Origin of the sequence: Methyloterricola oryzae (assembly GCF_000934725.1) — a bacterium.
Lineage (GTDB): Bacteria > Pseudomonadota > Gammaproteobacteria > Methylococcales > Methylococcaceae > Methyloterricola > Methyloterricola oryzae.
Map to the genome: position 1 here is coordinate 1 of NZ_JYNS01000017.1, position 24,847 is coordinate 24,847.

Annotated in this window: 25 protein-coding genes; 10 read left to right on the plus strand and 15 right to left on the minus strand. The window is 56.3% G+C overall.

The annotated features are described in order from the left end of the window. The 3 genes from EK23_RS17585 to EK23_RS24875 all read left to right on the plus strand — a co-directional run. Positions 1 to 197: transposase (locus tag EK23_RS17585; RefSeq protein WP_045226718.1), on the plus strand; the 197-nt coding region annotated here is incomplete at its 5' end. Between the two features lie 90 nt (positions 198 to 287). Continuing rightward, complete coding sequence (locus tag EK23_RS17590; protein WP_052808302.1) at positions 288 to 1,199, plus strand: hybrid sensor histidine kinase/response regulator; 912 nt, start codon at positions 288 to 290, stop codon at positions 1,197 to 1,199. A gap of 393 nt (positions 1,200 to 1,592) precedes the next feature. Next, on the plus strand, positions 1,593 to 1,841 hold the full coding sequence (locus tag EK23_RS24875; protein WP_145998721.1) for a DDE-type integrase/transposase/recombinase: 249 nt from the start codon (positions 1,593 to 1,595) through the stop codon (positions 1,839 to 1,841). Here EK23_RS24875 and EK23_RS17600 read toward each other — a convergent pair. From EK23_RS17600 to EK23_RS17620, 5 genes are all read right to left on the minus strand, one after another. Continuing rightward, a complete protein-coding gene (locus EK23_RS17600; protein WP_045226721.1) occupies positions 1,804 to 2,496 on the minus strand; it encodes a hypothetical protein in 693 nt (230 codons plus the stop codon). The two genes, EK23_RS24875 and EK23_RS17600, sit on opposite strands and share 38 nt — an antisense overlap. Positions 2,497 to 2,681: 185 nt before the next feature. Beyond that, entirely contained in the window at positions 2,682 to 3,377 is a 696-nt protein-coding gene (locus tag EK23_RS24880; RefSeq protein ID WP_235282181.1) for an IS66 family transposase, read from the minus strand. Continuing rightward, a complete protein-coding gene (locus EK23_RS24885) occupies positions 3,374 to 4,114 on the minus strand; it encodes an IS66 family transposase (RefSeq protein WP_052808304.1) in 741 nt (246 codons plus the stop codon). Before EK23_RS24885 ends, EK23_RS24880 begins: the two co-directional genes overlap by 4 nt. Positions 4,115 to 4,511: 397 nt before the next feature. Beyond that, the gene (locus EK23_RS17615; RefSeq protein ID WP_052808305.1) at positions 4,512 to 5,105 is read right to left on the minus strand and encodes a DNA/RNA non-specific endonuclease; all 594 of its coding nucleotides are present in this window, start codon (positions 5,103 to 5,105) and stop codon (positions 4,512 to 4,514) included. A gap of 26 nt (positions 5,106 to 5,131) precedes the next feature. Further along, a complete protein-coding gene (locus EK23_RS17620; RefSeq protein ID WP_268748193.1) occupies positions 5,132 to 5,842 on the minus strand; it encodes a nuclease-related domain-containing protein in 711 nt (236 codons plus the stop codon). A 622-nt stretch (positions 5,843 to 6,464) separates the two neighbouring features. Here EK23_RS17620 and EK23_RS17625 point away from each other — a divergent pair. The 4 genes from EK23_RS17625 to EK23_RS17635 all read left to right on the plus strand — a co-directional run bounded on the left by EK23_RS17625 (position 6,465) and on the right by EK23_RS17635 (position 8,981). After that, positions 6,465 to 6,833 (plus strand): DUF6876 family protein, encoded by a 369-nt coding sequence (locus EK23_RS17625; protein WP_045226723.1) that lies wholly within the window; start codon positions 6,465 to 6,467, stop codon positions 6,831 to 6,833. Positions 6,834 to 7,195: 362 nt separating this feature from the next. After that, on the plus strand, positions 7,196 to 8,011 hold the full coding sequence (locus EK23_RS17630) for an ArdC family protein (protein WP_200892185.1): 816 nt from the start codon (positions 7,196 to 7,198) through the stop codon (positions 8,009 to 8,011). Further along, positions 8,002 to 8,115, plus strand: coding sequence for a hypothetical protein (locus EK23_RS24745; RefSeq protein WP_369112146.1), 114 nt, complete (start codon positions 8,002 to 8,004; stop codon positions 8,113 to 8,115). Before EK23_RS17630 ends, EK23_RS24745 begins: the two co-directional genes overlap by 10 nt. Before the next feature lie 686 nt (positions 8,116 to 8,801). Further along, complete coding sequence (locus EK23_RS17635; RefSeq protein WP_145998722.1) at positions 8,802 to 8,981, plus strand: hypothetical protein; 180 nt, start codon at positions 8,802 to 8,804, stop codon at positions 8,979 to 8,981. 1,094 nt (positions 8,982 to 10,075) lie between these two features. Here the strand turns inward: EK23_RS17635 and EK23_RS17650 are convergent. The 10 genes from EK23_RS17650 to EK23_RS17695 all read right to left on the minus strand — a co-directional run bounded on the left by EK23_RS17650 (position 10,076) and on the right by EK23_RS17695 (position 19,531). Then, positions 10,076 to 10,483, minus strand: a complete 408-nt coding sequence (locus tag EK23_RS17650; RefSeq protein ID WP_045226727.1) for an ExbD/TolR family protein — start codon at positions 10,481 to 10,483, stop codon at positions 10,076 to 10,078. Next, positions 10,483 to 11,247, minus strand: coding sequence for a MotA/TolQ/ExbB proton channel family protein (locus EK23_RS17655; RefSeq protein WP_045226728.1), 765 nt, complete (start codon positions 11,245 to 11,247; stop codon positions 10,483 to 10,485). The genes EK23_RS17650 and EK23_RS17655 overlap by 1 nt, the downstream gene beginning before the upstream one ends. Before the next feature lie 21 nt (positions 11,248 to 11,268). Then, positions 11,269 to 11,889: an energy transducer TonB gene (locus tag EK23_RS22715; RefSeq protein ID WP_158002538.1), complete on the minus strand. Its 621-nt coding sequence runs from the start codon at positions 11,887 to 11,889 to the stop codon at positions 11,269 to 11,271. Positions 11,890 to 12,507: 618 nt separating this feature from the next. Further along, a complete protein-coding gene (locus EK23_RS17665) occupies positions 12,508 to 12,969 on the minus strand; it encodes a c-type cytochrome (protein ID WP_045226729.1) in 462 nt (153 codons plus the stop codon). Positions 12,970 to 13,025: 56 nt separating this feature from the next. Further along, positions 13,026 to 13,754: a cytochrome b/b6 domain-containing protein gene (locus EK23_RS17670; protein WP_052808308.1), complete on the minus strand. Its 729-nt coding sequence runs from the start codon at positions 13,752 to 13,754 to the stop codon at positions 13,026 to 13,028. Positions 13,755 to 13,790: 36 nt separating this feature from the next. After that, entirely contained in the window at positions 13,791 to 14,411 is a 621-nt protein-coding gene (locus tag EK23_RS17675; RefSeq protein WP_045226730.1) for a redoxin domain-containing protein, read from the minus strand. A 35-nt stretch (positions 14,412 to 14,446) separates the two neighbouring features. Continuing rightward, on the minus strand, positions 14,447 to 16,615 hold the full coding sequence (locus tag EK23_RS17680) for a protein-disulfide reductase DsbD family protein (protein WP_082054315.1): 2,169 nt from the start codon (positions 16,613 to 16,615) through the stop codon (positions 14,447 to 14,449). Positions 16,616 to 16,665: 50 nt separating this feature from the next. Then, complete coding sequence (locus EK23_RS17685; RefSeq protein WP_045226731.1) at positions 16,666 to 17,181, minus strand: rhodanese-like domain-containing protein; 516 nt, start codon at positions 17,179 to 17,181, stop codon at positions 16,666 to 16,668. A 218-nt stretch (positions 17,182 to 17,399) separates the two neighbouring features. Next, positions 17,400 to 18,485, minus strand: coding sequence for a peptidoglycan -binding protein (locus EK23_RS17690; RefSeq protein ID WP_045226732.1), 1,086 nt, complete (start codon positions 18,483 to 18,485; stop codon positions 17,400 to 17,402). Next, entirely contained in the window at positions 18,482 to 19,531 is a 1,050-nt protein-coding gene (locus EK23_RS17695; protein WP_045226733.1) for a MotA/TolQ/ExbB proton channel family protein, read from the minus strand. The genes EK23_RS17690 and EK23_RS17695 overlap by 4 nt, the downstream gene beginning before the upstream one ends. A gap of 649 nt (positions 19,532 to 20,180) precedes the next feature. On the opposite strand from EK23_RS17695, the gene EK23_RS17700 reads away from it, so the two are divergent. The 3 genes from EK23_RS17700 (at position 20,181) to EK23_RS17710 (ending at position 24,842) form a co-directional block, all read left to right on the plus strand. Next, positions 20,181 to 22,757, plus strand: a complete 2,577-nt coding sequence (locus EK23_RS17700) for a DUF1549 and DUF1553 domain-containing protein (protein ID WP_082054316.1) — start codon at positions 20,181 to 20,183, stop codon at positions 22,755 to 22,757. A gap of 34 nt (positions 22,758 to 22,791) precedes the next feature. Continuing rightward, positions 22,792 to 24,228 carry a DUF1501 domain-containing protein gene (locus EK23_RS17705; RefSeq protein WP_045226734.1) on the plus strand — a complete coding sequence of 479 codons (1,437 nt, stop codon included), beginning with the start codon at positions 22,792 to 22,794 and terminating at the stop codon, positions 24,226 to 24,228. A 233-nt stretch (positions 24,229 to 24,461) separates the two neighbouring features. After that, positions 24,462 to 24,842, plus strand: coding sequence for a hypothetical protein (locus EK23_RS17710; RefSeq protein WP_045226735.1), 381 nt, complete (start codon positions 24,462 to 24,464; stop codon positions 24,840 to 24,842). The last annotated feature ends 5 nt before the right edge of the window (positions 24,843 to 24,847 follow it).

Consider the following 24,847-nt stretch of genomic DNA (forward strand, 5'->3'; position numbering starts at 1 on the left):
AATCGATGAAAGATCGCAAGAAGGTGGAAATGCTGTTCGCCCATCTCAAGCGCATCCTCAGGCTCGACAAGCTGCGTCTGCGTGGCTTCAGCGGCGCCCGGGACGAGTTCCTACTGGCGGCGACTGCCCAGAATTTGCGAAGAATGGCGAAATGGCTGATGCCAATGGCGCCAAAAGCCACCGAAGTACCCGCATAACGGCGGGACAGCCCGTCTCAACCCGCGAAAACCGATCGCCGTCCGTCAAAATGATTTTCTAATCGGTCAATCGGTATTCGCGACCCACGATTGGAAAGGCTGTTTTTCAACACAATCGAACTCTCCACTGCCATTCATCAAGCCGTGGAACTCAGCCTGCCCTTCATCACCGAGTCCGGACATACGCTGCACCTCGAACTTCCCGAAAAGCCGATCACAATAAATGCCGATCTGGTGCGGCTTGGACAGGTGTTCGGCAATTTGCTCAACAACGCCGCCAAGTTTACCCCGCGGGGCGGCGATATCACCGTTAAAGCCGAAGAGCGCAATGGTACCACCGAGGTCAGAGTGCTGGACAACGGCATCGGCATCCCCGCCTCGATGCTGGACCGCATCTTTGACGTCTTCACTCAGGTCGATCAATCGCTGGAAAAGCATTATGGAGGTTTGGGTATCGGGCTCAGCCTGGTCAAGAAACTGGTCACGCTTCATGGAGGAACGGTCGAAGCGCAAAGTGAAGGTGACGGCAAAGGCAGTGAGTTCATCGTTCGTTTACCTTGCAGGCCGCCGAACTCGAAGACTCCGGACTGCCAAAGCGACGAGAATCTCACTTCGAAAGTCTTCGTCCCTCGCCGTATTTTGATCTGCGACGACAATGCTTCTTTGACGAAAATCCTGGAAATGCACCTTCAGGCGATCGGGCATCAGGTTGCGACCGCCAGTAATGGTTTAGAGGCGGTTAAGCTTGCCGAGGCATTCCAACCAGAGTTGATATTGCTGGATATCGGGATGCCAAACTTGAACGGCTACGATGCATGCCGACAGATTCGTCAGCGGCCCTGGGGCCAGGACATCTTGATCGCCGCAGTCACGGGCTGGAGTGCGGAGTCCGACAGACAAAAAGGCGAGGAAGTCGGGTTTGACCAATATCTCGCCAAGCCGGTGGATACCTCAAAACTCGATAGGCTTATCGAAAAGCTATCGGAAAAGCCTGTCGAATAACTGCTGGCCGAAGCGCATGGAAGGGCGCAAGGGTTCGGTCAATTTGGCCAAATTTCCCAATATGTCTTGCCTGAGTTTCATTCGGTTCTACATTCGTTACCTGCTTTTCCTAGCGAAGCGTTGCCACTGGCAAGGTTAGGGCACGTTGCGTTCCGAAGATCGAACTCGGAGCTGACGTTCCGGAATGACCGTTGTGCGGAAGAGGTGAAGGGCAGGAATGGCCGATGGGTCGGCGTCCAGGTTGAGGTCAGGAAAGACAGCAATGCAGGCATCAGCGGCTCTTCCGGCGCGGAATGCCCGTTGAACACACAGTGGCAGTCAGTCGCTCGGATCGATTTCTCGGCGTCACGTCAACCTTTGCCGTCCTCCGACTCATACCGAGACCAGTCATTCATGGACGTCAGCTCCAAGGCAGCCCATCCGAAGTTCAAGTGCCCCGATTTGCCTGTGGGGCTCATTAATAAGGCGGGACTGCCCATCAGTTTCCTCCTCACCGCCCATCGCGACAAGGATGCCGCCCAGCGGTTTTTGAGGAAAGCGGTTGGACATCACGAGCTTCCGGAGAAGATTACCATCGACATCAAGAAAGGGCAGGTGATTATGGTCATGACTTACCGTGAGTCTGGTCTTCCGGAGAATTGAGGTGAGTATCTTTTGCCGTATCTTTTTCAGCGTGAGTGCGCCAATTTGCTGGATCTAGTACTTCACTGACAGAAAGGTCTTTTCCGCTCTCTATCCAATTGCGCAGATAGAGTGGGAAGTATCGAAGGACATCAGCCCCAGGACCTTCGTCAGAAACCCCTTTGTCGATATTGTCGAGCCCTCTCACCATCACGTAGACACCACTGGCAAGCGTTAGTAGGACCACTTTTTGGTCTGGGTCATTCACATTGACGGAAGAACCGATAATTGCACCAACGATCATTTCCAAGAATCCATAGAACACCCGATAGTAGCTCCGCACCATGAATATCCAGAATGCGATAAGGAACAGGAATCCAATGTTGATAATGGTCCGAAGTATTGGTTGCTTGTAATAAGTAAGAATTGCTTGAAAGAAATTGCCTTCCGGAACTTCGAGTCCCATAACAGAGGCGAAGCCGTACCAGATACCGAGAACAGCGGTGACGAGCAGGGCATATGAAAGGAGAGAGGAGTATGGCCATAGCAAGCAGAACGCCGCAAGATTAGCCATCCGCTTGAAGCGATTCACGGCTGTTTCATGGCGTGTAAAAAAAACTTCCAGTCTTTTCTCAATCCGCTTTATAAACAGGTCTCGCGAATAGTGATCGAACATGACATATCTCCTGACATGACAAACGCTACGTCAAAGTAAAACCATACAGGTATAGGACTCGAATTCAAAATCTCCGAAAATATAAGACGTCAGACGCTGAGGCATCCCGACAAAAACCGAAAGCCGTCGTTGATGAGGAATTGAAAGGATACGCCGAACGTCGGTAATGGTATCCGTTCACGCCCTTACGCAGCGTGACGATTTTCAAGCTGCCGAGTGGGCGGGATTCGGTAGAGATGATCAATGGGCAGGCGGAGGGCGATGGGCTGCTTGCGGATGCCCTGGTCGCAGACCTGACGCAGGAGGCTGTAGGCGCTGAGCTCGAGCCGTCGACAGGATTCGGTGACGGTCACGACTCGGGTGCGGAAGCGGTCGCCGCGTTCGGATTGGCTAAAGAAGCTGGTCTTGCGCCAGATCACATAGGGGCGCAGCGCGCGTTCGGCGGTGTTGTTGGTCAGGTCGAGGCCGGGCGAGTGGAGGAATTGCCACAGCATAGGCTCATCGTCCAGCAAGGCCTTGCAGGCATTTCCGGTGCGCTGGCCGCGATGCTGATGATAGCCCTGTTCGAGGGCGACACGGAAATTTTCGCGGGCCTGTTCGAGTCGCCGTCGGTAATGGGGGGATCGATAAGCGCTGCGCCGCCAGGCGTGTTCGAGGCGGATGATGAGTCGGGCGACGCGGACCAACCAGAGGCCCAGTTCGCCTGGATCGCCTTTTCTGCCGGAGATCCGTTCGAGATTGCGGATGACATGCGCCCAGCACAGCTGACGCTGGTGGGTCGGATGGGTGCCATAGGCGCCGTGCCGATCGGAGATCAGGATGCCGGCAAAGGGTTCCAGCAACTGGCGAGCGGCTTTCATACCGCGCGAGGCGTGGATCATGAAGAAGGCCAACTGCGGGGTGCAGAGTACCCATAGCCAGTGCGCTGTTGGGCGCGGAAATGGGTGGTTTCATCGGTGTGAGCCACTGGAGCCTGGCGGATCGTCTCGCCGACCTGTTGGTACAGGGGTTCCAGCCAGTCGGCGACGGGTTCCTGAGATTCACTGATGGCGCCGGTGCTGAAGGTGAGTCCCCACTGCAAGCTGAGGAGGCTCTGGATACTGCGGGTGCTGAGGCGAAAGTGACCGCTCATGAGGGCAATCCAGGCAATCAGTCCGGGTCCCATCTGACCGGAGGGAATCGCTTGGGGCAGTTTGGCGGTGACGCTCCAGCCACAGGCCTGACAGTGACCGCCGAAACGTTGATGCTCGGTCACCGTGAACGTGATTTCCGGCAAGTCGAAGACCTGATGGCGGTGTTGGGGTTCTTCGTCTATCCGAATCTCCCCGCCACAGGCGCAATGCGCCTCGGGGAAATAGCGCTCGATCTGATCGACGTCCGCTTCCGGGATACGGTCACGCGCATGTTGAACATGACCGGGCTGTGCGCCGCGCTGGCGTGTCGAGGGTTTCTTGCGAAACCTTGGATCCTTGGCCCTTCCCGAGAGGCGATACTGCCTGGGTGGGATCGAAGAATTGCCGGAATGTAGCCCCTGTCTTTCGAGGCTCCACTGAAACGCCTGCCAGAGCGTTTTGATCAACTCATAGGCCTCGTCGATCGTCTCGGGACGGTCCGGCAAGGCCCTGAATTGTTAGACAAATTCCTCCATGGGGCTATTGTAAGCCCGGTTTTTTTCAGCGATTTTTACCGCCTGATCGCCACGCACAGCGCGAATCGTCCGGCGGCAACGGCGGTCCCCAGACTTTCTGCGATTGCAACTTAAGGAGGACGACAGGGCGGTTGGGACATGCCTTCAGGCGGATCGCGGAATGTCGGTGAATTTGGCCATTTCGAGCCAAAAACCCTGTCAAGACTTTCTTGCGGGTTTACGGCTCTTTTTTTGTGTTGAAAGCGCCTGGCGGAGCGTTGCACTCACCGTCTCGGGATCACCCCCACCGCGGAGTGATTGCAGCGCCTGCCAATAGAGCTCGATCACGACTTCCGCCTCTTCCAAGCTAGAAGGCCGTTCCGGAGGGTCAAGCTGAATTCGAGGCTTTTTCATGGGAACCAGCATGCCCAGCTTCGCTCAGACACGCAAGGGCGTGAACAGTTACCCTGACGCCATGCGACTTCACGAAGTAATCGTTTTTCTTGTTCGTGCCCCAGATCACGCCGCCATAGACCTGCAAAGGCTCCAGGTCCCGATAGCATTCGACGATCTCCTCGGTCGCCAGCCAGGCTCCGGCATTCAACTCATGCACCTGCGGCAGGATGTTGGTCATGTAGTTGCTTTGCATGATGGCGTTTCCCGAGAAGTCCATGTGGTTGGCCGACACCAGATGGCCCCGGTCATAGCCGCGGCCGTAGCTGCGGGTGGACTTCTGCTGGCATTTCTTCGGCACATTGGGATCGAGCGCGTAATCGTCCAGACGGGGGAAGCTGCCGCTATCGGCGTTGGCCGCGTACTGAAAGCGGGTCTGTCCGCGCCGGGCGCAGTCAACCCAGGCCGTAAAGCCTTCATAGTCCAGCCGCTTGATGGGCTTGGCAAGGGCAATCGGGCTCTCCAAAAGAACCAGCGCCAGGAGGGTCAGAATCAATGGCGAGCGTGAAACGAAATTCGGTGTGGTCATGGCTTGCCCCTGCTGGATGAGTTCTCTCAGGTATTCTGAACGGCACGGCGCTTTGGATACTGTGAACAGCCCCAAAAGCTTTTACCGACATTGCCGCCCTTCTTGACTTCCCGCAGGACCATGGCGCTTCCACAGCGTGGGCACAGTCGGGGCGCCGTCACGTCATGGCGTGATTGAAGCTGGCGGACGTGCTCACGGTTCGTGTTGAAGCCGGGCTTCTTTCTGCCGGAACTGATCGCCGAAACCATCGCTTCGACCTGTTCTCGCGAAAATACCCGGGTCTGAAAGGATTGGATGTAGCGCACATAGCCGCCCGCATAAGTGACATTGGGTGGCATCGGTGTCTTGAAGGTGCTGCCGCCGACAAACACGATGACCGAGTGCAAGGTTTCCGGGGGGACATCCAGTAACGACTCCAGAGCCTTCAAGTGCTTGTAATTCTGGCGGAGCGGATTCTGGAACTTGTGGGTCGTGCGGTAGATCTTCTGAGTCCAGTTGGGTTGGTGTTCGCCGCCGAAAATCCAGCCTGAATAGTTTTTGGTTTCGACGACGAAAATGCCGTAGGGGGAGACGAACACGTGATCGATTTGCGTGGTACCGTCCGGAGTTGGCAGGGTGACATCGTGGATCGCATGGTAGACCGTCTTGTCCAGCCTGAGCCAGGCAGCCAATCGCACCAGTTGTTCGCCAACGAGTCCCTTGAACCAGGGCGATCTCAGAATCGCGCCCAGGATCACCAGGGGAATGAGCTACTGGATGGCGGCGATCAGTGGCATGGGCATCGGGTTCATGTCCATGGCAGTACGCTCCTTTAGTCCATGATAAAAATATACACAAAATCGGTGGATAAGCTTGTGCGCAATGGAACGCAGCGGTCGAATGCACGCGCATTTGCACCGGTGGCCTGGATCTGATCAGCGATAAAAGTTAGGCGGTTAATGCCCGACTCTCGGCGCCGAGCGCACAGGGGAATCAGGCGCTGAGTCCAGGCAGTCCCCGACGAGCCCCGTGGTTCTCGGCTTGGTACACAATATTTCCTCCTCGCGAATGGCGGGGTTGGCAAATGAGTCGAGCGCGTCAGCTGACTATCGCTGCGGCCAGGGAGTCGGTCCGGGTCACGACCGCCCCACGAGCCTTCCGTCAGGGTGCCCTGCTGTAGCGGCGGCGTCTGCCGGCGCAACCGCGGCTTGGGGCTTTTTCCCCGGCCGTTCGGCCTCCTCGCGGTCCAAAAAGCCCCAGACCGCGGTCCGCCACGTGGTTACGGCCCCTGCGGGGTGCGCCGTCTGCCTGGCCCCCGCTGATGCGCCGCCACCGGAAGGCCGCGATGGGCGCGGTCCCGGAACCGAAGGAGACGCACCCATGGCCACGACTCAGTCCTTTTCCAAAGCCGCGCTTCGTCAGTTCACCGGCACCACCACCTGGTACCGCCACGGCCTGATCCGCGATGTCCTGTTCACCGAGGGCGCCCAACACGTCGCCGAAGCCGCCGGCGCCTTCTGGCTGCTGGACGAGATCGCCTTCGCCCAGCATTACGAACGCCCGGTCGCCGCCGAGTCCTTTCAGCACTGGGAGCTTCAGGTCAATCCCGATCACACGGCCCTGCTCACCTGCGATGACGGCAACGGCCGGGTGGTCTTCTCCAAATCCATCCCCTACAGCGACTTCCCGCTGGATGAGATCTCTCTCTACTTCACTAACCACGTGATCCTGCTACCCAGCGAGTACTGAGTTATCGCTTCGCGCCCGGGTCGGCTGTCGCCGGCTCGGGCTTTTTCTTGGACAGTGCATTGCAAGCGGAGAAACAGACTGCGGACGCAGACTGTTTCCGCCCCTCTGGCCGGATCACCCGAACGTGTGAACCGGCGGGGAAGATCCTAGGGGGCGCCTGCCCCCACGCGCGGGACAACAAAAATAACGGCTTTCACGTCAGAAAAAGCGGCTTTCAGCCGGCGCTGCGCTGGGCCGAAGCTTCCGTTTTTCCGCCGTGAACCTTCCGTGATTTTTGCTTGCCCTTGCTACCCCCCGCGCTTCGCCAGCGGGTCAGGGGTGCCGCCGCACTGGCACCCTCAACCCGAATAGGAGCAAGCGCCATGAACACGACTGCGTCCGAGCCGAAATGCGATGTCTACACCCGCGTGACCCAGAAGATCCTGGCCGACCTGGAAAAAGGCGAGTTGACCTGGATGAAGCCCTGGAGCGGTGACCATGCCGCCGGCAGGATCACCCGGCCCCTGAGGGCCAATGGGACGCCCTACCAGGGGATCAATATTCTCCTGCTGTGGGCCGCGGCTCTGGAGCAGGGCTTTGGCTCGGCCACTTGGATGACGCTGAAGCAGTCCAATGAGCTCGGCGGCCGAGTTCGCAAGGGCGAGCACGGTTCGATGGTGGTGTACGCCGATGCCATCCGCAAGACCGAGACCGACCAGGACACCGGCGAGGATGTCGAGGTCTCGATTCCCTTAATGAAGGCCTATAGCGTGTTCAATGTCGAGCAGATCGCCGACTTACCCGAGCGCTTTTATGGGAAGCCGGAGGTTCCAGAGGTCAACCCGGATGAGCGGGATCAAATGCTGGACCAGTACTTCAAGAACACCGGCGTTACCATCCTCGAGATGGGCAACCGCGCAAGCTATTCCGTCGCGCTCGATATGATTAAAATGCCGCCCTTTGTGTCATCTCGGGACTCGGAAAGTTTCTTTTCCACGCTGGCGCACGAGACAGTTCATAGCACACGTCACCCCACCCGACTGCACCGGGATTTTGGCCGCAAGCAGGGGGGCGATGAGGCCTACGCGAAAGAGGAACTGGTGGCCGAGATGGGCAGTGCATTCCTCTGCGCGGATCTTGGCATCACGCCCGAACCCGTGAGGATCATGCCGCGTACATTCAGAGTTGGATCACCCTGATCAAAGAAGAAAAGCGCTTTATCTTCACCGCCGCCGCGCATGCGCAGCGCGCCGTTGAGTACCTGCACAACTGCCAACCCAAGGCAGCCGATCAGGCGGCCTGACACAGTCCGAGGAAATCCATTCAGAGAGCTTTGTTCCAAACATGCCAGTCCAATTGCTGCCGGGCTCCCGTAGCCCGGCATTCTTTTGGGCAAATCCTGGCATTCTCCCTGACGAAGCAACGTGACCGCCCAGCGGTTACTCGTTTGAGATTTACCCTGGCCGGTAAGGTCACACCAGGTTGATTCTCCTTGATCGGCGCAAAAATCACCCTGCGAGCAAGCAAAATCAACGGAAATCAAGGGCAGTAAACCCGGTAACCAACAATCAACGTCGGTAACCTCAAAAAAGCGGGCAAGACATGTGAAGTTGGCCAACCGGCGAGCCGATTGACCAACTTCACATGGACTTATTCGCACCAAGGTGCTCAACGGACACTGCAAAATGGGTCACCAGATTAAAACAAGCCCTTTGCCCTTGCGGTAAAGTGCTCGGATTTGCCAACCGCCAGTTGACGCGCGACATTTTGCGACGTTCCTTTTTAGGAACGAAAAGTTCTAACTTAATGCTAACAAATTATTTTTTGGCATAAAGTTCTTGTAATATGCTTTCATTCCGTGGATCGAGCGTAGTTAGAAGTCAGCCATTCTCGCGGTGAGAGCGAAATGGCGATACAAATCGAAAATTATAACGATCCAGTAACATCTGGCTTGCCGTTTCAATTTTCTGACAAAACTAGGAGATGATCATGCTAAACCGGACAGTACATCAGGCTGCTTCCTTTGTTCAGGTGCCAGTACCCTACCGATTGGCGCAGGAGTTCAAAGCCAAAGGTTACGATTTGAACATTCTTGTTCGTGACCTTCTTGAGAAACTGGCGGCCTCAAATCGAACGGATGACACGGCGCGAAAGCTCACGGAAGTCTGAGAGAGCTATTAAGATCAATAAGTTAATTTATTCAAGTTTTCGGTTAAAATGCTGTTAGCTACTTCGAAACCAGCTTAGTGTCCTTTGAGAAGATTCGCCGGTTCAAAATCCTTATTGTGGTGCGCCGGACTCCAACTGTATTAGATGTGGGAATTATAAGCACGCAGCAAGAGGCCACAGAGCAACCAACACCAGGCTGTTACTCGCTGAACTAACCGATCAGGGGTAACCGTCCTGCGTTGGGCAGTCTTGGCCTCTTCACCGAGCAACATTGACGATTCTTCATGCATGCCGCCATCGAAATGGCGTGCAGGTAAAGCCAAGGCAACGCCGCTTCCACGCGTTTAGCTTTGTGGACACACAGAGGTATCAGTGCCGAATTGGACTTGACCCCACTGCCGAAACGATCGCGCATCTTGGGTAACAGAAAAGGCGCTGGTCCCAATGCCTAAAGTACTCCACGCTTCGGTAGGTAACCAATTCGAACTACCAGATTTTACCCTGCAAGTTCCGTCACGTTGCCTTAACTGATTCGGCGGTCGTTCCACCTAGCCTTCACCGCCATGTCCATCAAGCCCCGTTCTCCCTGCCGCTGCAACTCGGTGAGCGCGTCGCAGATTGACCGTGGCGTTTCCAACCAAGCTGAGTGATTTTCAACGATAGCGGGTTGCCTCCCTTCAATCCGCCCGCTCCACCAGATTAACTTATATTTCATATTTCGATGGCAGACCTACGCATAGCAGGCGACCAGCGCTAACCGGACTGACCGACCATCCGCGCCCGTTACCGGCGCCTCAGGAGATGATCGGCTGAGCCTCAGTCTTGGGCTGGCCGAGAAAGTGGGTTTTGCACAGGTCGCGCACGTTTTTTGTCCAATCAAAGACTTCCTGCCGCATCGAGGCTGTTTTGGTGAAGAAGACGCCCGTTTTTCTTCGGAGCCAGATTTCAGAATAGATTTTGCCGTTGGATATTACAGTCCCAGACACCGCGCTGATCAAAATTTCTAAAGGTCTTGATTCGAAGCGCGGGAATGAATGAAGCTCAATAAGTGAGATGGCCGAGACAATTCACATGGTCTGTCCCGGCCCCAGGAGCTATTGAACGTTGGTTAAGACTGCGAGTTTGCTGATGCCGGCGCGCTCGATTGATGCCATCACTTTTGCCACGATGCCATAGTTGACACCTTGGTCTGCGTGCAAGTGCAAGGACAAGTCTGGATCATTGGCCTTAAGCGACTTTAACTCGGGTTCAACACTTTCAAGTGTGATTTCCCGCTTATCTATGAACACTTTACCTTGGTTATCGACACTCACGTTCACAGCCTCCTTGATTTCAGGCGGCGCTGTCTCGTCGGTCTTCGGGAGATTTACGTGTATCGCGTTAGTAAGCAATGGAGCCGTTACGATAAATACCACCAGCAGCACCAGCATGACGTCGACCAGCGGCGTCACGTTGATTTCGCTCATCACGTCGTCACTGTCACCATGGGATTGCATGGCCATCAGGCGTGCGCCCCCTGCGCGACAAATTCATTATTGTTATGGTCGCGAACGACCCTGGGCGCTTGCGATGCAGTAACTCCCTTTTCATTGTTCTCTGGTGATTTACCGGGACGGATAAGGAAGGACGTTTTCAGAGCCAAATGGACGAAGTCGGTAGCGAAATCGTCTAGCAGGGCCCAGATGACTTTGTTCCGGCGCAAGAAAAAGTTGTAACCGATGACGGCCGGGACCGCCACAGCAATGCCTATGGCAGTTGCGATCAAGGCTTCGCCAATGGGGCCAGCGACGACGTCCAGACTCGCTGAGCCGCTTTTGCTGATATCGGTCAGCGCGCCCATGATGCCCCATACAGTGCCGAACAAACCAACAAACGGTGATGTGCTGCCGATGGTCGCTAGAATTGCCAAGCCACTTTCCAATGATCCACGCTCTTTTTGCATCTGCTGCCGCAGGCGCCGATCTAAGAGTTCCTGTCGGTCGCCTGAGTGTTCAAGATCATGAACCGTTGTGGCACCGTCTGTCTCCTGCAAAGTGCTAAAGCCTGCAAAGGCTACACGCGCGACTGGGCCTGAATGGTCACGTAAGGCTGATGCTGCCTGAAAATCAATGGCACGCCAAAAGGCATTGGTATAACTGCGGTTATGGTAACTGACGCGCAGATGTTGGATGCCCTTGATCAGAATCAACAGCCATGTGATCACCGAGAAGCTGATCAGGGCCCAGAGCGTCCAGGTTACGATTACGGTAGATGAGAATGTCGGCATGATGCGTGGCCTCGAGTTGGTTTAGAGTTGAAAGACTATGGGAATTACGACCCAGACAGCCGTCGCCGTGGTTCCCTGCATATTGGGCTTGAACAGCCAGCCGCCGCGAACCGCTTTGACGGCGGCGGAATCCAGGGTTGCGTGTCCACTGCTTTTCTGCACCTGAACCACATCCGGCTTTCCGCTCGGTAGGATGCGTACTTTCAGCAGAACCTTGCCTTCCCATCCGCGGTCTTGAGCGTCCTGCGGGTAGTCCGGTGGCGGGTTGCGCAAGTAGTCTGCGCTGGTGAGCTGTACAACTTTCTCCACCGGTGGTGCTGGGGGGGCAACAGGAGCCGCGTGCACAGGAGCTGGTGGTGCGTCACTATCCACCGGCGCATTAGTCTGAACCGGCGGTTGTTGAATCACCGGCGGCGGCAGCTTTTTGGGCTTGGGTTTTGGTTTGGGTGGGATGGCATCCTTTACCGGTGCCGGGCGCGGTTGCGGCTGAACGACCGGTGGGGGCGGTGGTGGTGGGGCCAGCAAGGTGATTTCAACTTTTTCTTCCTTGGGTGGAGTCGAATCCACTGGTTGATGCTTAAAGTGGTCGATCACTGCAGCGTGCAATACGATTACTAGGCCGATGCCCAGCAGGGCGTCCAAAAGCTTCCTGTCGCTGCCGTCCGGGTCCCAACGAAACGTGCCAAGACCGGGAATACCGGCGACCCCATCGGGCCTTGCCGAAGCGACAGATTCGTGAACGAATGGCCTCAGTTCCACGACATGTGCCAGCGTTTTCTTGAAGGTCTTTGGCTGCCAGCTTGGGCTCCCCGCCCGGTATATGGGTAGGCTACTCATAGAATCCTCGTCGTTTGATGTTTGCTCTAAGCAGCTGAGATGCTGTCAGGAGCGCCAGGTGCCTCCGGCGTTCAACGGAAGTCAATGCCGTCATCTGGGCTTATGTATAGCGGTGCAGAACCTGTGCCAAGGGCTGCTGTGCGGAAAACGGTTCTAAAGTTCGCTGTAACAGGCCGCAAAACAAGGGGCTTTGAGGCCTCACTCACGTCTGGCCGTGAATTGGTCAAGTATCGGGCTGTATTGCGAACAGCAATGTGTGTATGGGTTGTTGCTAGGGCAGCAATTTGGGATTTGGATCGCGGAACCGGACCCGGCCATCTGCGCACCGATGGCCGACCTTGGCTGCGACGATGAAGCCGCTAGGAAGGATTTGCGGGGAAAGTATGAGAGTGGGGCGATGTGCGCGTAGGGAGGGACATGAAGTTATTCCTTGATGCGGAATTTGTCGTGGCAACTCTTGCAGGTATCGTTCAGTTTGCCGAGTTGTGTCTTGATTTCGTCGACACTGCCAGTTTCGGCGACTTTGGCAAGATTATTCGCCTCCGTTATGAACGCGATGCCAACGGTGCGGGCCTCGTCGGTTTGCTGAAAAAATTCAGGCTTGAGGCGGGTCTGTTTCCAGCCCACGCCCTTGTCAGTACCGGCGCCATAAAGGGCACCAAGCCCGGAATTGGCTGCCGCCGCGATGGCCCGTGCCGCCGCTATGACTTGGTCCTTGTTATAGGTATCTGGTTTGTCTGCAACTTGGGCTTTGATTTTGCCCACATTCCAACCGATGAACGAATAGGCGGACTGCCTAAATCGAATCTGATCTTCAATTGGGCCGGCCAACGCTGCGGCGCTGACGGCAATTGCGGCGACTGTGAATAGAAGTCTGCTTTTCACACTATTTCCTCTCTGCTTGGTTGTAAAGGTTGATTCAGCTGGCTTACGCGTTTAGGTCAGAACAGGTCAGGTTCGGGTTCAATCTCGACTTCGTCGGGGCCTGCGGCATTGGCGTCGATGGCCGCCACGAATCTTTCGGGGAGACCATTAGCGACTGTCCATACGGTTGCCAGGGATAGGAACGCTGCGGCAACAAACCCGGCAAAGCGAAATCCAGTGAACTGTCCTGCCTGCTGTTTAGGAACTTGTTTGTTGCCGGTGATCATTGGTAGTACGAGGTTGTGCCGTTTCACTCGGGAATAGAACACGATGGATAGGAGGTGCAGCCCAATCAGGGTTACCAATCCCCAGAAGATACGTCCGTGCAGGCCAGTCAGTCGGTCGCTCTGGGATTTGTCTACCAGGTGAAACAACGGTCCTTCGAAGGCAATGTCGTCATTGGCGTAAAGGCCTGTCGTCACCTGTGCGGCAAGGATCCCCAGCAGCGCAAACACCGATAGTGCGCCAAGGGGATTGTGTCCGACGCCGTGCCAGGCGCCCCTCAGATAGGCGAGGATCCGGGTCGGTGTGGGGAAGAAGTGACTAAACCGCGCTGTTTCCGAGCCAACAAAGCCCCAGACCAGCCGAAACACCAGAAGTCCCAAAACCATAAGGCCTGCGCGGCCGTGCCAATCTGCGAGCGAACCGCCGATCTCGCCAGTGATGATCGCCGCTGTAACCGAGATTACCAGTGACCAGTGGAAGGCTCTGGTCGGCCAATCCCAAACCTTCGTCTTTACAGTCATAGTTATTTCTCCTTGGGCAATTACGGCAAATTCGCGTCAACTGGCGTATTTCACGGCGCAGCCATAGGCCTTGGTGCTTGCCTTGCTAATCTTCTTTCCTGCAGACAATTCGTTCAGGGCGGATTTGACGTAGTTTTCCGCTTTGGCGATGTCGTCTTTGTCGGCAGACGGAATGCTGTCGATTCCGCCCTTGTAAACCAGCAGGCCGGAAGCATCGATGATGAACAGGTGAGGCGAGGTCTTGGCTCCATAAAGCTTTCCAATCGAGCCATCAGAATCGAGAATGGTGGCGGTGGGGGCGGAGCCGCGTTCGGAGTTGAGCTTGGCGGCAGTGGCTCCGTCGACGAATCCCTCTTTTCCGGGAGCGGAGGAAATGACTTGCAGCCACACGATGCCGTCTTTGGTCGCCTGCTTTTGAATCTGTGGAATGTTTCCGCTTTCATAGTGTTTGCGGACAAACGGGCACTCGTGATTTGTCCATTCCAGCACGACGGTCTTGCCTTTTAAGGATGCCAAATCGATTGACTTGCCATCGGCGGTTTTTCCTCTAAATGCGGGTGCCGGCTTGTCGATGTCGGGTTCTGCAAATGCCAGGGATGCTGTGAGCGTCAGGAATAGTAAAAGGGTGTTTCGGAGTAGGTGTTGAATTGCACGCATGTCGATCTCCTGTTTGAGGGTTAAAAAACGTAAATTCACTCTGCGCCGATGGCGGAAAGGACTGTCTGCGGGGTGAGTATTTGTGGCAGGACAATAGGCGCAGAGTTCTTGCCTGCCGGGTAGTGCACGTATAGTGGAACGCCACTGCGACCGAAGTCAGCCAGCTTTTCCGTGATGAGCGGGTCATGGCTTGTCCAATCGCCCTTGAGATAGACCAGCCCGGATTTGCGAAAGGCATCCTGGACGGAATCTACATGCAGGGCCACGCGTTCGTTGACCAGGCAACTGATGCACCAGTCTGCCGTGAGATTGAGAAACACCGGTTGGCCCTTTTCGCGCAAGGATTTCAGACGATCCGGGTCAAATGGTTCCCAATTGGCCGCCTTTTCGATGGACTGTGCTTGCCCTGAGCCGAACCCTGCGTTGTCAGCTACCAAGAAAACTCCCGCAATCGGTGTGCTGATGGTCAGTGCTGCTAACGTCGTCGCGATGCGCCTGTATGCCAACGATGATGTACGCGTGATTTGCATTAGCCAGGCGGCAAAGGCCAAGGCAAGCATGCCTCCCAACAGTAACGGCAGGTAGGTGCTTCCAGTCTGTTCCGCTAGAACCCATGTCAGCCAGGCTGCTGTTGCGTACATCGGGAAAGCCAACGCCTGTTTGAGCGTGTCCATCCAGACGCCTGGTTTTGGCAGCCGCCTCTGCATGGCCGGGCAAAAACTCAGAGCGAGAAAAGGCAACGCCAAGCCACTTCCTAGTGCCAGGAGCACCGACAGGAGCGGAATGGGCGGTTGGGCGAGAGCATATGTCACCGCGGCTGCCATGAATGGGGCAGTGCAGGGCGCTGCAACGACACTGGCGAGGACGCCCGTGAAGAAGCTGCCAATCATGCCGCCGCGGGTTGCGAGGTCATTTCCGATTCCTGTGTAGGATCCACCGAGCTTGATGATTCCCGATAGGCTCAGGCCCATTACGAACATTAGATTGGCGGCCAGCAGCACGAAAACAGGGGATTGGAATTGAAATCCCCAACCCAATGCCGACCTCGTCGACTTCATGATGACCAGGATGCCGCCCAGAATGGCGAAGCTGACCAGAACCCCGAGTGCGTAGGCCAGCCCTTGCAAGCGCGCTGCGCTCTTCGACTGCCCTGCCTGCCTGAGAAGATGCAGGGCCTTCAGCGAGAGAACCGGGAATACGCAAGGCATCAAGTTCAAAATGAGGCCGCCCAGCAGGGCTAGGCCAATGGCGCTTGGGAGGTTTAGCACTTCGCCATCGACTTTTTCGGCTGGATGAGCAGAGACTGGGGCTGCTGCTACTTCAAAAGCGTGCCTGATCGGTCCTTCATCCGTATCTTCCATGATCGTAAGCACTCCGGTCAGCGCCTGCTTGGCGGTGACCGGGGCCTCGCCAGGTTGGAGTGTGAGTTCTATGCCATTTTCAGTGGGACGCCATGTTTGCGGCGCGCCATGGTTAATCCGGCCCCAGGTGTCGGGAAAAAAACTGATCTCTGCGATCTTTGACGAGCTCAGATCCGGCCCGCCAAATTGCAAAGCGGTCGTATTGTGGTTGTCTCGTACCGTGATCGGCCATGGAGTATCCACCGGGAGACTCGCCTGAGCCTTGGCAATGAGAGGATTGCCTGTACCGACCGTCTGCCCATCGGAGACGATCGGCAGGTTTAGGCCCAGTTCAACCGTTTGTGGGATGCAGCTTTGCTCGCACACCAACCATTTGACGGTTGCCTCGATGGGAAAAAATGAACCCGGAGTTGCCGTATTAGGTACTGTGACCGAGGTAAGCAGAGTCACCTCGTTTGAGTACGCGTAATTGGTGATGGGGCCTGACGTGATGCGGGAAGGGACCGGCCAGGCGATTTCTCCGGCTGTGGCCCCACCAGGGAGCCGCCATTGAATCGTTGTAGGAAGCCCGGAATCGCCTGGATTTTTCCAATAGGTATGCCAGTTCGGGATGATTCGCTGGTTTACGCCCAATTGTAACTTCGCGCCCGGGTAAACCGCATCGATGGATGCAATCAACCGGGCCTGGACCTGATCGGTGCTCGCTGTGTCAGGAAGTGCCTGTGCGCTTTCGCTGGAGACCAGGAGTATCGAGGTCCACAAAAGTTCTTTGGCGCCATTCAAGAGGGAACGCGCATGTGGATTGGCAGCGCCTCTCCCCTTAATTGCTCGCGGCTTCGTCATCCCAGTTTCCCTTGTCCAGCAGCCAGCGCCAGATAAGATTCCAAAGCATCTCAGTTCACACTCGTGGGCGTGCTGCCCTTAGCCGATGCGGCGCTTTCAGGTTTCGGAGGAGGGGGGGCAATTCGCGATAGGGTGCCACCTTCTTCCTCATAGTTCTGCGCGCCAACGGCTCCTACCACCTTGTAGCCTTTTCCGGCTAACAGATCGCCGGCGGCACCGGCGCGACCGGCATGATTAGAAACCGTGACAATCTTCCGATCCTTCGGAATGGATGCCAGATGTTTTTCGAGTTCTGAGGACTGTATGCTCAGAAAGACGGGAAAGCCGCCAATGCGGGTCAGTTCGTCCGGCCGCCGCACGTCGATGATTAGAAGATCCTTTGGATGTGCCAAAAGGGCATCGAATTTTGCACGGTCCAGCTTGGGAGTTTTGTACGTGTAGGGACGTGGCTTGGCCTCAGGCTGGGTTGCCGTTTGCTGAGCGCTACTTCCCTCTTCAGCATGCGCGGTTGAAACAGCGAGCGCTGCAAGGAGAAGCAGGGTGGCAAGCGCTTTAGTTTTAATCATTGGTATCCTCATTTAAATTTTATGGATAAGTCAGAATCAGCGATGTTGTACAGGTAGGGGATTGCACATCCCGTGCCAAGCCCTTATTGCCTGTTTGTAGAGGGGATTGACGGCGAGCAAGCCTTACTTGTGGACGTACAGCAGCATGTGTGTTGATTTCCCTGTTGACCTCGCAACAGAGTGGACGCAGATATGTCCTTGAGGCAGCAGAGCGGGAATCAGCGGTTGGTCAGTTGAAGCTCGATACGGCGGTTGCGCGCCAGTGATTCACTTCCAGAGCCCGGATCGAGCGGTCTATACTCGCCAAACCCATTGGCGGAAAGCCGTTTGGCAGGAATACCTTGTTCAATCATATTTTTCACGATGGCCACGGCGCGAGCCGTGGACAATTCCCAATTGGACGGATAGCGTTCTGTGCGGATCGGTATTTGGTCGGTATGACCGTCGATACGCAACACCCAATCAATGGACCCGGGAATCCGGCTACTTAACTCGCGCAGGGTTGAAGCCAATCCAGTCAGGCTTGGAATCGCGGTCGGTTCCAACTCAGCGGAGCCGGACAAAAACAAGATATCGGTAGGGACGACAAATCGGTCGCCCACAGCCAGGACATCGTTCCGATTGCCAAGGGCCTCGCGAAGTCTTCCAAAGAAATCCGAGCGATAGCGTTCCAAACTGTTCGCTTTGGCTAACAAGGCCGTGTCCAGTTCACGGCGCAGCCCCGAAAGCTTAAGTTCGCGCGCCGACTGCAGTTGCTTTGCGGCCGCAAGCTTGGCTGCTAGCCGTGCCACCTGTTCTTGGGCCAAGCTCAGTTGTAAGTTGAGCCGGTCGGATTGTTCGTTTTCTGCGACCTGGCCTGTTGTCTGTGTCTTTAGCGCAAGCCGGATTCGTTCCGATTCTGCTGCAATCAGCTCGACCTTGGTCTCCAATTGTCGCTTAAGCACCATTAGAGCCGCGACATCCTGGTTTAGGCGCATGCGCTGAATATCCGCTCCTTCCTGTTGCGTCTTGAGTGTCTCGAGCTCATGGTCCGAAGCGGCAATCTGAAATTCCAGCCGTTCGGCTTCCGAGGCTTTCAGACGCACCTGTTCATCGCTAAGAACCAACTGGTCCGAGAGTTCCCTGATGCGCGCGCTCAGCTCCGCAAGCGCCCGGGACTTTCCGCCCAGGCTTTCGGACAGAACCGCTTGCTCAAGGGCGAAGACCATCAGAACGAACACCATAACCATAAGCAGCGAGGTTAGGGCATCGACGAATCCAGGCCATATTTCGAGACTTCGGCTGAGCTTAGACCGAGGTCTCATGCGCGGGAGCCGTCCAAGGCGACGGCAACAGTGCGTGCCAGCAAACGGAGTTCCTTGCGCAAGTCGTCCGGCAGTTGGCTTTCCCGTTTAAACTGGCTCGCAATCTGGCGTAACACGTTTTTGAGTTCGTCTTGAACTGCGCAGCTGGTTTGGCGCTGCACTATGTCGCGCTCGAGTAGTTCATTCAGGCGTTCAAACTGCGACGCAAAGATGTCGACGCGTTCGTCGGCGTCGCGGTGGGATCGTTCCAGTTGGGACAGCGTGCGCTGCATGCGCTCCAGATTCTCTGCGGTTTGTGCGAGTAGCGCTTGAACAAAAGGGGAGACGAAGCTATCGCTTGCGGGGGCGGAAGCCGGGGCCAGGTGGGTCATGCCGGAGAGCCACTCTTCCAGTTCATTGTAAAAGCGATTCTGGGCGTGGCCGGCTTGCAGATCGAGGAAGCCGACGACTAAGGAGCTGGCTAGTCCAAAGAGTGAAGTCGAAAAGCTGGTAGCCATTCCCTTGAGAGGGTGCTGCAGGTTTTCCTTGAGCGCAGCAAAAATATTGATGGCATTCTCGCCGCTGCTGAGGGCGCCGATGATGTCCGAAACGGCGCTGATGGTAAGCAACAGCCCCCAGAAGGTTCCCAGCAAGCCCAAAAAGATGGCCAGGCTAACCAAGTAGCGGGACAGGTCGCGCGACTCTTCCAGCCGCAATTGCACACTGTCCAAGATGGTTCGCATGGAAGCGGCTGACAGGGCTGAGCGTCCTCGATCACGCCCCGCGAGCATGCGAGCCATGGGGGTCAACAAGCGTGTCTCGCCGACCGGGGCCTGGTCTGAGCTGGAACTTCGAAAAGAGGAAATCCAGTGAACCTCCCCGGACAAGATCAGGATCTGTCTTGCATTGATGGTGATTCCCGCGGCGAGCACCGTGAGGATAACGCCATTAAAAAAAGGGTTGGCTTCGAAAATTGCGAGTAAGCGTTCGCTCACCAGCAGCGCGAGTGCGCACACGCCCACAAGAAATACGCCCATCCAAATCAGGCTGGGTGCCGGGCTGCTCATCAAGTTGCGCGTAGCGAGTGGCTTGCTGCGAGGATGCTTTTGGGCGGGCAAGACTCGTTTCTCCATAGGTGTTCGGCGAGAAGGTCCACACATTGAACCAGCGCCTCACCCAGAGCAGGACCTTTGGGCGTATGGCGGGACACGGGCGGGATGTCTCCCATGCCTTAATCAAATGATGTGCCAGGGCGGCAGACGTCATTTCCCCTGGGGTCCCTACGTGGGCCCGCGGCTGCCCGCTGCGTGTCGTGTTGCCCCGCGATCAGGTGTGGTGGCGGGCTGCTTGCTGGACAACAATAGCTTGCGGGGGGTGCCGCCATGGCACCGTCCAGTCCGCACCCGCTCCATTCGATCGATTGGTCGGAATTTCAGCAGCAATCCAGCAATTTGATGCTGAGGCACCAGGGTTCTGCTCCCGGTTCAACACTTCCAACGTTCTGACGGTCGATCATTCAGGCATAGATCGCCATAAGTCGACACAACTCGTTGAAAGTCCATCGTTTAAATTCAGTAATGCAGGCGAAGGCACGTCTCTTGCCTTAGTCCATTGTGTTACGCCTCCCTGGATTGGGGCCGGAGTTTCCGCTATCGGCGGTAATCCTCCGGACTCAGGGGTATTGGATGGGTTCAAGCAGAATGCGGAACTGAATCGATGAAAACGAAAAAACATATTCTCGTGTTATTAGGGCTGGCCGCTGCCGTCTCTGCTGAGGAGAAATCCCCGGCCGAGGCAGCCAGGGCCATAAATGAGTGGCAGCAGGTCATAGGCGCCACAGGTGTCAATAAGCCGGCCGAATCGGCCAAGGTGAGCACCGATGCAGACAAGGCCATTGAGGCCTGGCAACAAAGTGTTGGTGCGGATCTGCAGACGGCGCAAGTGGCGGCTAAGCCGATATCGGATGTCGATAAGGCCGCTGCCGAGTGGCAGCAGAAGATCGGCAGCGAAGGCAAGCCTTCGCAGTCCGGTGCATCATCGGAGAAGGCTGCAGAGGTTGCCAGTAGTTCGCCAGCCCCGGCTTCCGGCGAGGTCAAGCCGGCCGCGACCAAATTGTGGTCCTGGCAGCCCGTGGTCCGGCCCGAAGTTCCGCAGGTTCAGCAGAAGGACTGGGTCCGCACGCCGATAGATGCGTTTATCCTCGCCAAGCTTGAAGAGAAAGGGCTCAAGCCATCAAAGGAAGCGGACAGGGCTTCCCTCATTCGCCGAGTGACTCTTGACCTTTGGGGAATTATTCCGACTCCGGAAGAGGTCAATGCCTTCGTCAACGACCAGTCCCCGGACGCTTATGAAAAACTGGTCGACCGACTCTTGGCTTCGCCACGCTACGGAGAGCGCCAGGCCCGCCATTGGCTGGATCTCGCCCGTTATGCCGACAGCGCTGGTTTCCAGAACGACAACACCCGTCCAAACATGTGGCGTTACAGGGATTACGTCATCAAGGCTTTCAACGATGACAAGCCTTACAGCCGTTTCATTCAGGAGCAAATCGCCGGGGACGAAATCGATCCAAACAATCAGGAGACCCTGGTCGCCACAGGATTCCTGGCTAACTACCCGGACAACTCTAATTCCCGTGATTTGGTGCAGCGCAAATACCAGATAACCACCGACATCGTGGATACGGTGAGTACCGCCATCCTGGGATCAAGTTTCCAGTGCGCCCGATGCCATAACCACAAGACCGACAAATTCACGCAGAAGGACTACTACTCGCTCCAGGCCTTCTTTGCAAACACCAGTTTCGACGAAAAGATCCCCGTCAAGCTGAAAGGCGAAGTCGATCTGAAGTACGAGGCTGACAAGGCCAAATATGACGAAATCGTCAAGGAAATTAAAGACAAGCAGAAAGCCATTCTGGCCCCGGTCTACGAGAAAGCGGTGAAGTATCAGAAAGAGCGTTATCTGACCGATAGCCGTGAATCACTGTTCAAGGCGCAGGATCAGTGGTCGCCACACGACCGCTGGGTCAACCATCGTTGGAAAAGTGTGACGTCGGATGATGAGTTCTCCCAGTATCTGCGCGAGACCATTGACAAGAACAGCCCTGTCTACGACCCGGAAAGCCGTGACCGTTGGGAAGCGTATAAGGAATTGACGGAAGAGTTAAAAAAATTCGAGAAGCAGAAGCCGAAGAACTCGAACACCTTCACGGCCGCAACTGAGTTGGGTCATGCTGATGCACCGCCCACCTTCGTGTTTTTTGGCGGCAATCATGAGCGCCCCCTAGACGAGGTTCAGCCGGCGTTTCCAGCGCAGATTACCGACGAGAAACCGGCAATAATCCCGACGGCTAATTCATCAGGCCGCCGGACTGCCCTGGCCAACTGGCTGACCAGCGAGAAGAACCCACTCACTGCCCGCGTCTTTTCCAACCGGGTTTGGAACAACCTGTTCGGCACCGGCATCGTCCGTACCGTGAGCGATTTCGGCAAGGCGGGCGACAAGCCAATCAACCAGGCGCTGCTGGACTTTCTTGCGGATGATTTCGTCAAGCAGGGCTGGAGCGTCAAGCAACTGCACCGGGAACTCGTCTTGTCGAGCACCTACCGCCAGGCCTCCGAGCCAAGAGAGGATGTTGCCAAAGCGGACCCCCAAAACCAGCTTCTCGCGGTGTTCCCGCGTAAGCGCATGGAAGCCGAAGAGATTCGCGATTCCTTGCTGGCGGCGTCCGGCCGTTTGGATAACAAGATCGGCGGACCCAGCGTTTACGCGCCGCTGCCAACCGGACTTGAGGCAGGAAACCTATGGGCTGCCGATAAGGCCGACCAGGAACCCTACCGACGCAGCCTGTACATCTTCACCCGGCGCAGCGTGCCATACCCGCTCTTGGAGACCTTCGATATGGCCTCGGCTCAGCAAGTGCACAGCAAGCGCGACGTGACGACTACTCCGCTTCAGGCACTGACTCTTTACAACAACGATCAGGTCTTTCAGTGGTCACAGGCGCTGGCCGGGCGGGTGATCAACGAGGCGGGTAAGGATGAGGCCGCGCAATTGGAGCGTTTGTACGAAATCCTGTTCGGGCGCAAACCCGACGAGGAGGAAAAGTCCACGTTGCTGTCCTTCTTGAACAACCACGAAAAGGGGCTTCTGGAGAAGTCTGTCGATGGAAAGTTCGCATTGGCGGTGCCCACGGGGGTGCCCAGGGTCGAAAACCCCCTGCGTGCTGCCGCCTTCGTCGATCTGGTGCACACCGTGGCCAACTCCAACGACTTTGTTTATCGCTTCTAGCCGCAACCCATTGAACATCGAGAGGACAACATAAATGAAACAATCGCGCAGACAGTTTTTGATGACTACCGGTGTCGGCATAGGTGGATTCGCCGTTAGCGGTCTCCTGCCGGGTGGCGGCATCATTTCTTCAGTGCTGGCGGCCGACGTTGTCGATCCACTGGCGCCGAAGCAACCGCACTTCCCCGCAAAGATCAAGTCGGTGATCTGGCTACACCAAGATGGCGCTCCGAGTACGCTCGACCTGTTTGACTACAAGCCGGAGTTGGTCAAACGCGCAGGTCAGGAGGTACCAGCTTCATTTCTCAAGGGTATCAAAACGAGCACCCAGGGCGGTGTAGGCAAGCTGTTCGCGTCTAATCGCACTTGGAAGCAGTATGGCGAGAGCGGAGCCTGGTTCTCGGACCTGGTTCCGAACATTGCGCAGCACGCGGATAAGATTGCCTTCATAAAATCGAGTACGACCGTAGGTGCAACCCATGACATCTCAATTCTGAAGTTGAACACTGGCGACTTGCAGCCAGGCCGTCCATCTTTGGGTGCTTGGATCACCTATGCACTGGGTTCGGCAAATCCGGACCTGCCACCCTATGTCGTGCTGTATAACGGGAAGAAGGAACCTACTGGGGGCTCCGTGAACTGGAGTTCCGGCTTTCTCCCGGCCGTATATCAGGGCACTGCCTTTCGGCCCGGTCCTGTACCGATCCTTAATGTAGAACGCCCCGAGTTGGTAGGGGCGGGTCAGCAGCGCGAGAACCTGGATCTTTTGGCGCGGCTGAATCGCCACCAGGCGTCGCAACATCCCGAAGACACTGAGCTTCAGGCGCGCCTGAATTCATACGAACTGGCGTATCGCATGGAGACCTCGGCACCAGAGGCGGTCAATTTAAACAAGGAAAGCGATGCAACCAAGGCGCTGTATGGATTGGACAACGAAGCGACCAAGGCTTATGGCACCAACTTGCTGCGTGCGCGGCGCCTGGTAGAACGCGGCGTACGCTTTATCCAGGTGGTCACAGGACCTCAGGACATTAAGGGCCAAGAGCGCAATTGGGATGCCCATGAAGACTTGGAGGACAATCATGGCACACACGCCCGCTCCGTGGACAAGCCCATCGCGGGTCTGCTTGCCGATTTGGAAGCGCGCGGCCTACTGGAGACCACTCTGGTGGTTTGGACCTCTGAATTCGGACGGACGCCGTACGGTCAGAGCGGCAATGGCCGGGATCACAACCCCTGGGGCTATACGCAATGGCTGGCGGGCGGCGGTGTCAAGGCGGGCTATACGTTTGGTGAAACAGATGAATTGGGCTTGCAGTCTCAAGGCAAGAAGGTGGACACCTACGACTTGCATGCGACCGTGCTGCAACTGTTTGGACTTGATCATCTAAAGACCATCTACATGCAGAAGGGCCGTGCCGAGCGTCCGACGGTGGTCTACGGCGAGGTGGTGAAGGAATTGCTGGTCTGACTTAATCACCACTGCGCAGGGTGATCCCAAAGGACCCGGCGGACAGGATGTCTTCCCGGTCCATTCCCCTGCCACAAAGGATGTTGCCTGGGACCGCCGCTTGGCGGCCCGGGGGCCTCGTGCTGCTTGTGGCTATCGGCTGAATTTTAGGGGCACCGTCGCGTCCATAACCGGCGCGAACGGTCTCCTGCTGTTACTGACGGGGCAAAGTCCCTGGTCCATAGGTTTTCTCGATGTTCAAGACCATCATTGTTACCAGCTTGTTCTTTGGGCTGGCAAGCCTCGCCGGGCCGGCCAGAGCGGAAGTTGACGAGGATTTCATGCAGACGGTGGAAGACACCCACAAGAGCCTGACGTCCAACCTGACCTTGCAGAACGCGGAGTCCTCAAACACGGATGCCAACCTCCTGGCCGGCTATTTCGCAGAGATCGAAGAATTCTTTGTGAAGAAGGGTGATGCCCAGGACGGAGTCGATCTCGCCCACAAGAGCCGTGAACTTGTGGCGGCCATTCAGCAGACAATTGCAATCAACGATTTCGGCACGGCGGTTCAGACTTCCGCGGAGCTTGGACGTACCTGCAAAGCCTGCCACAAGCTCTATCACGACGACTGATTGAC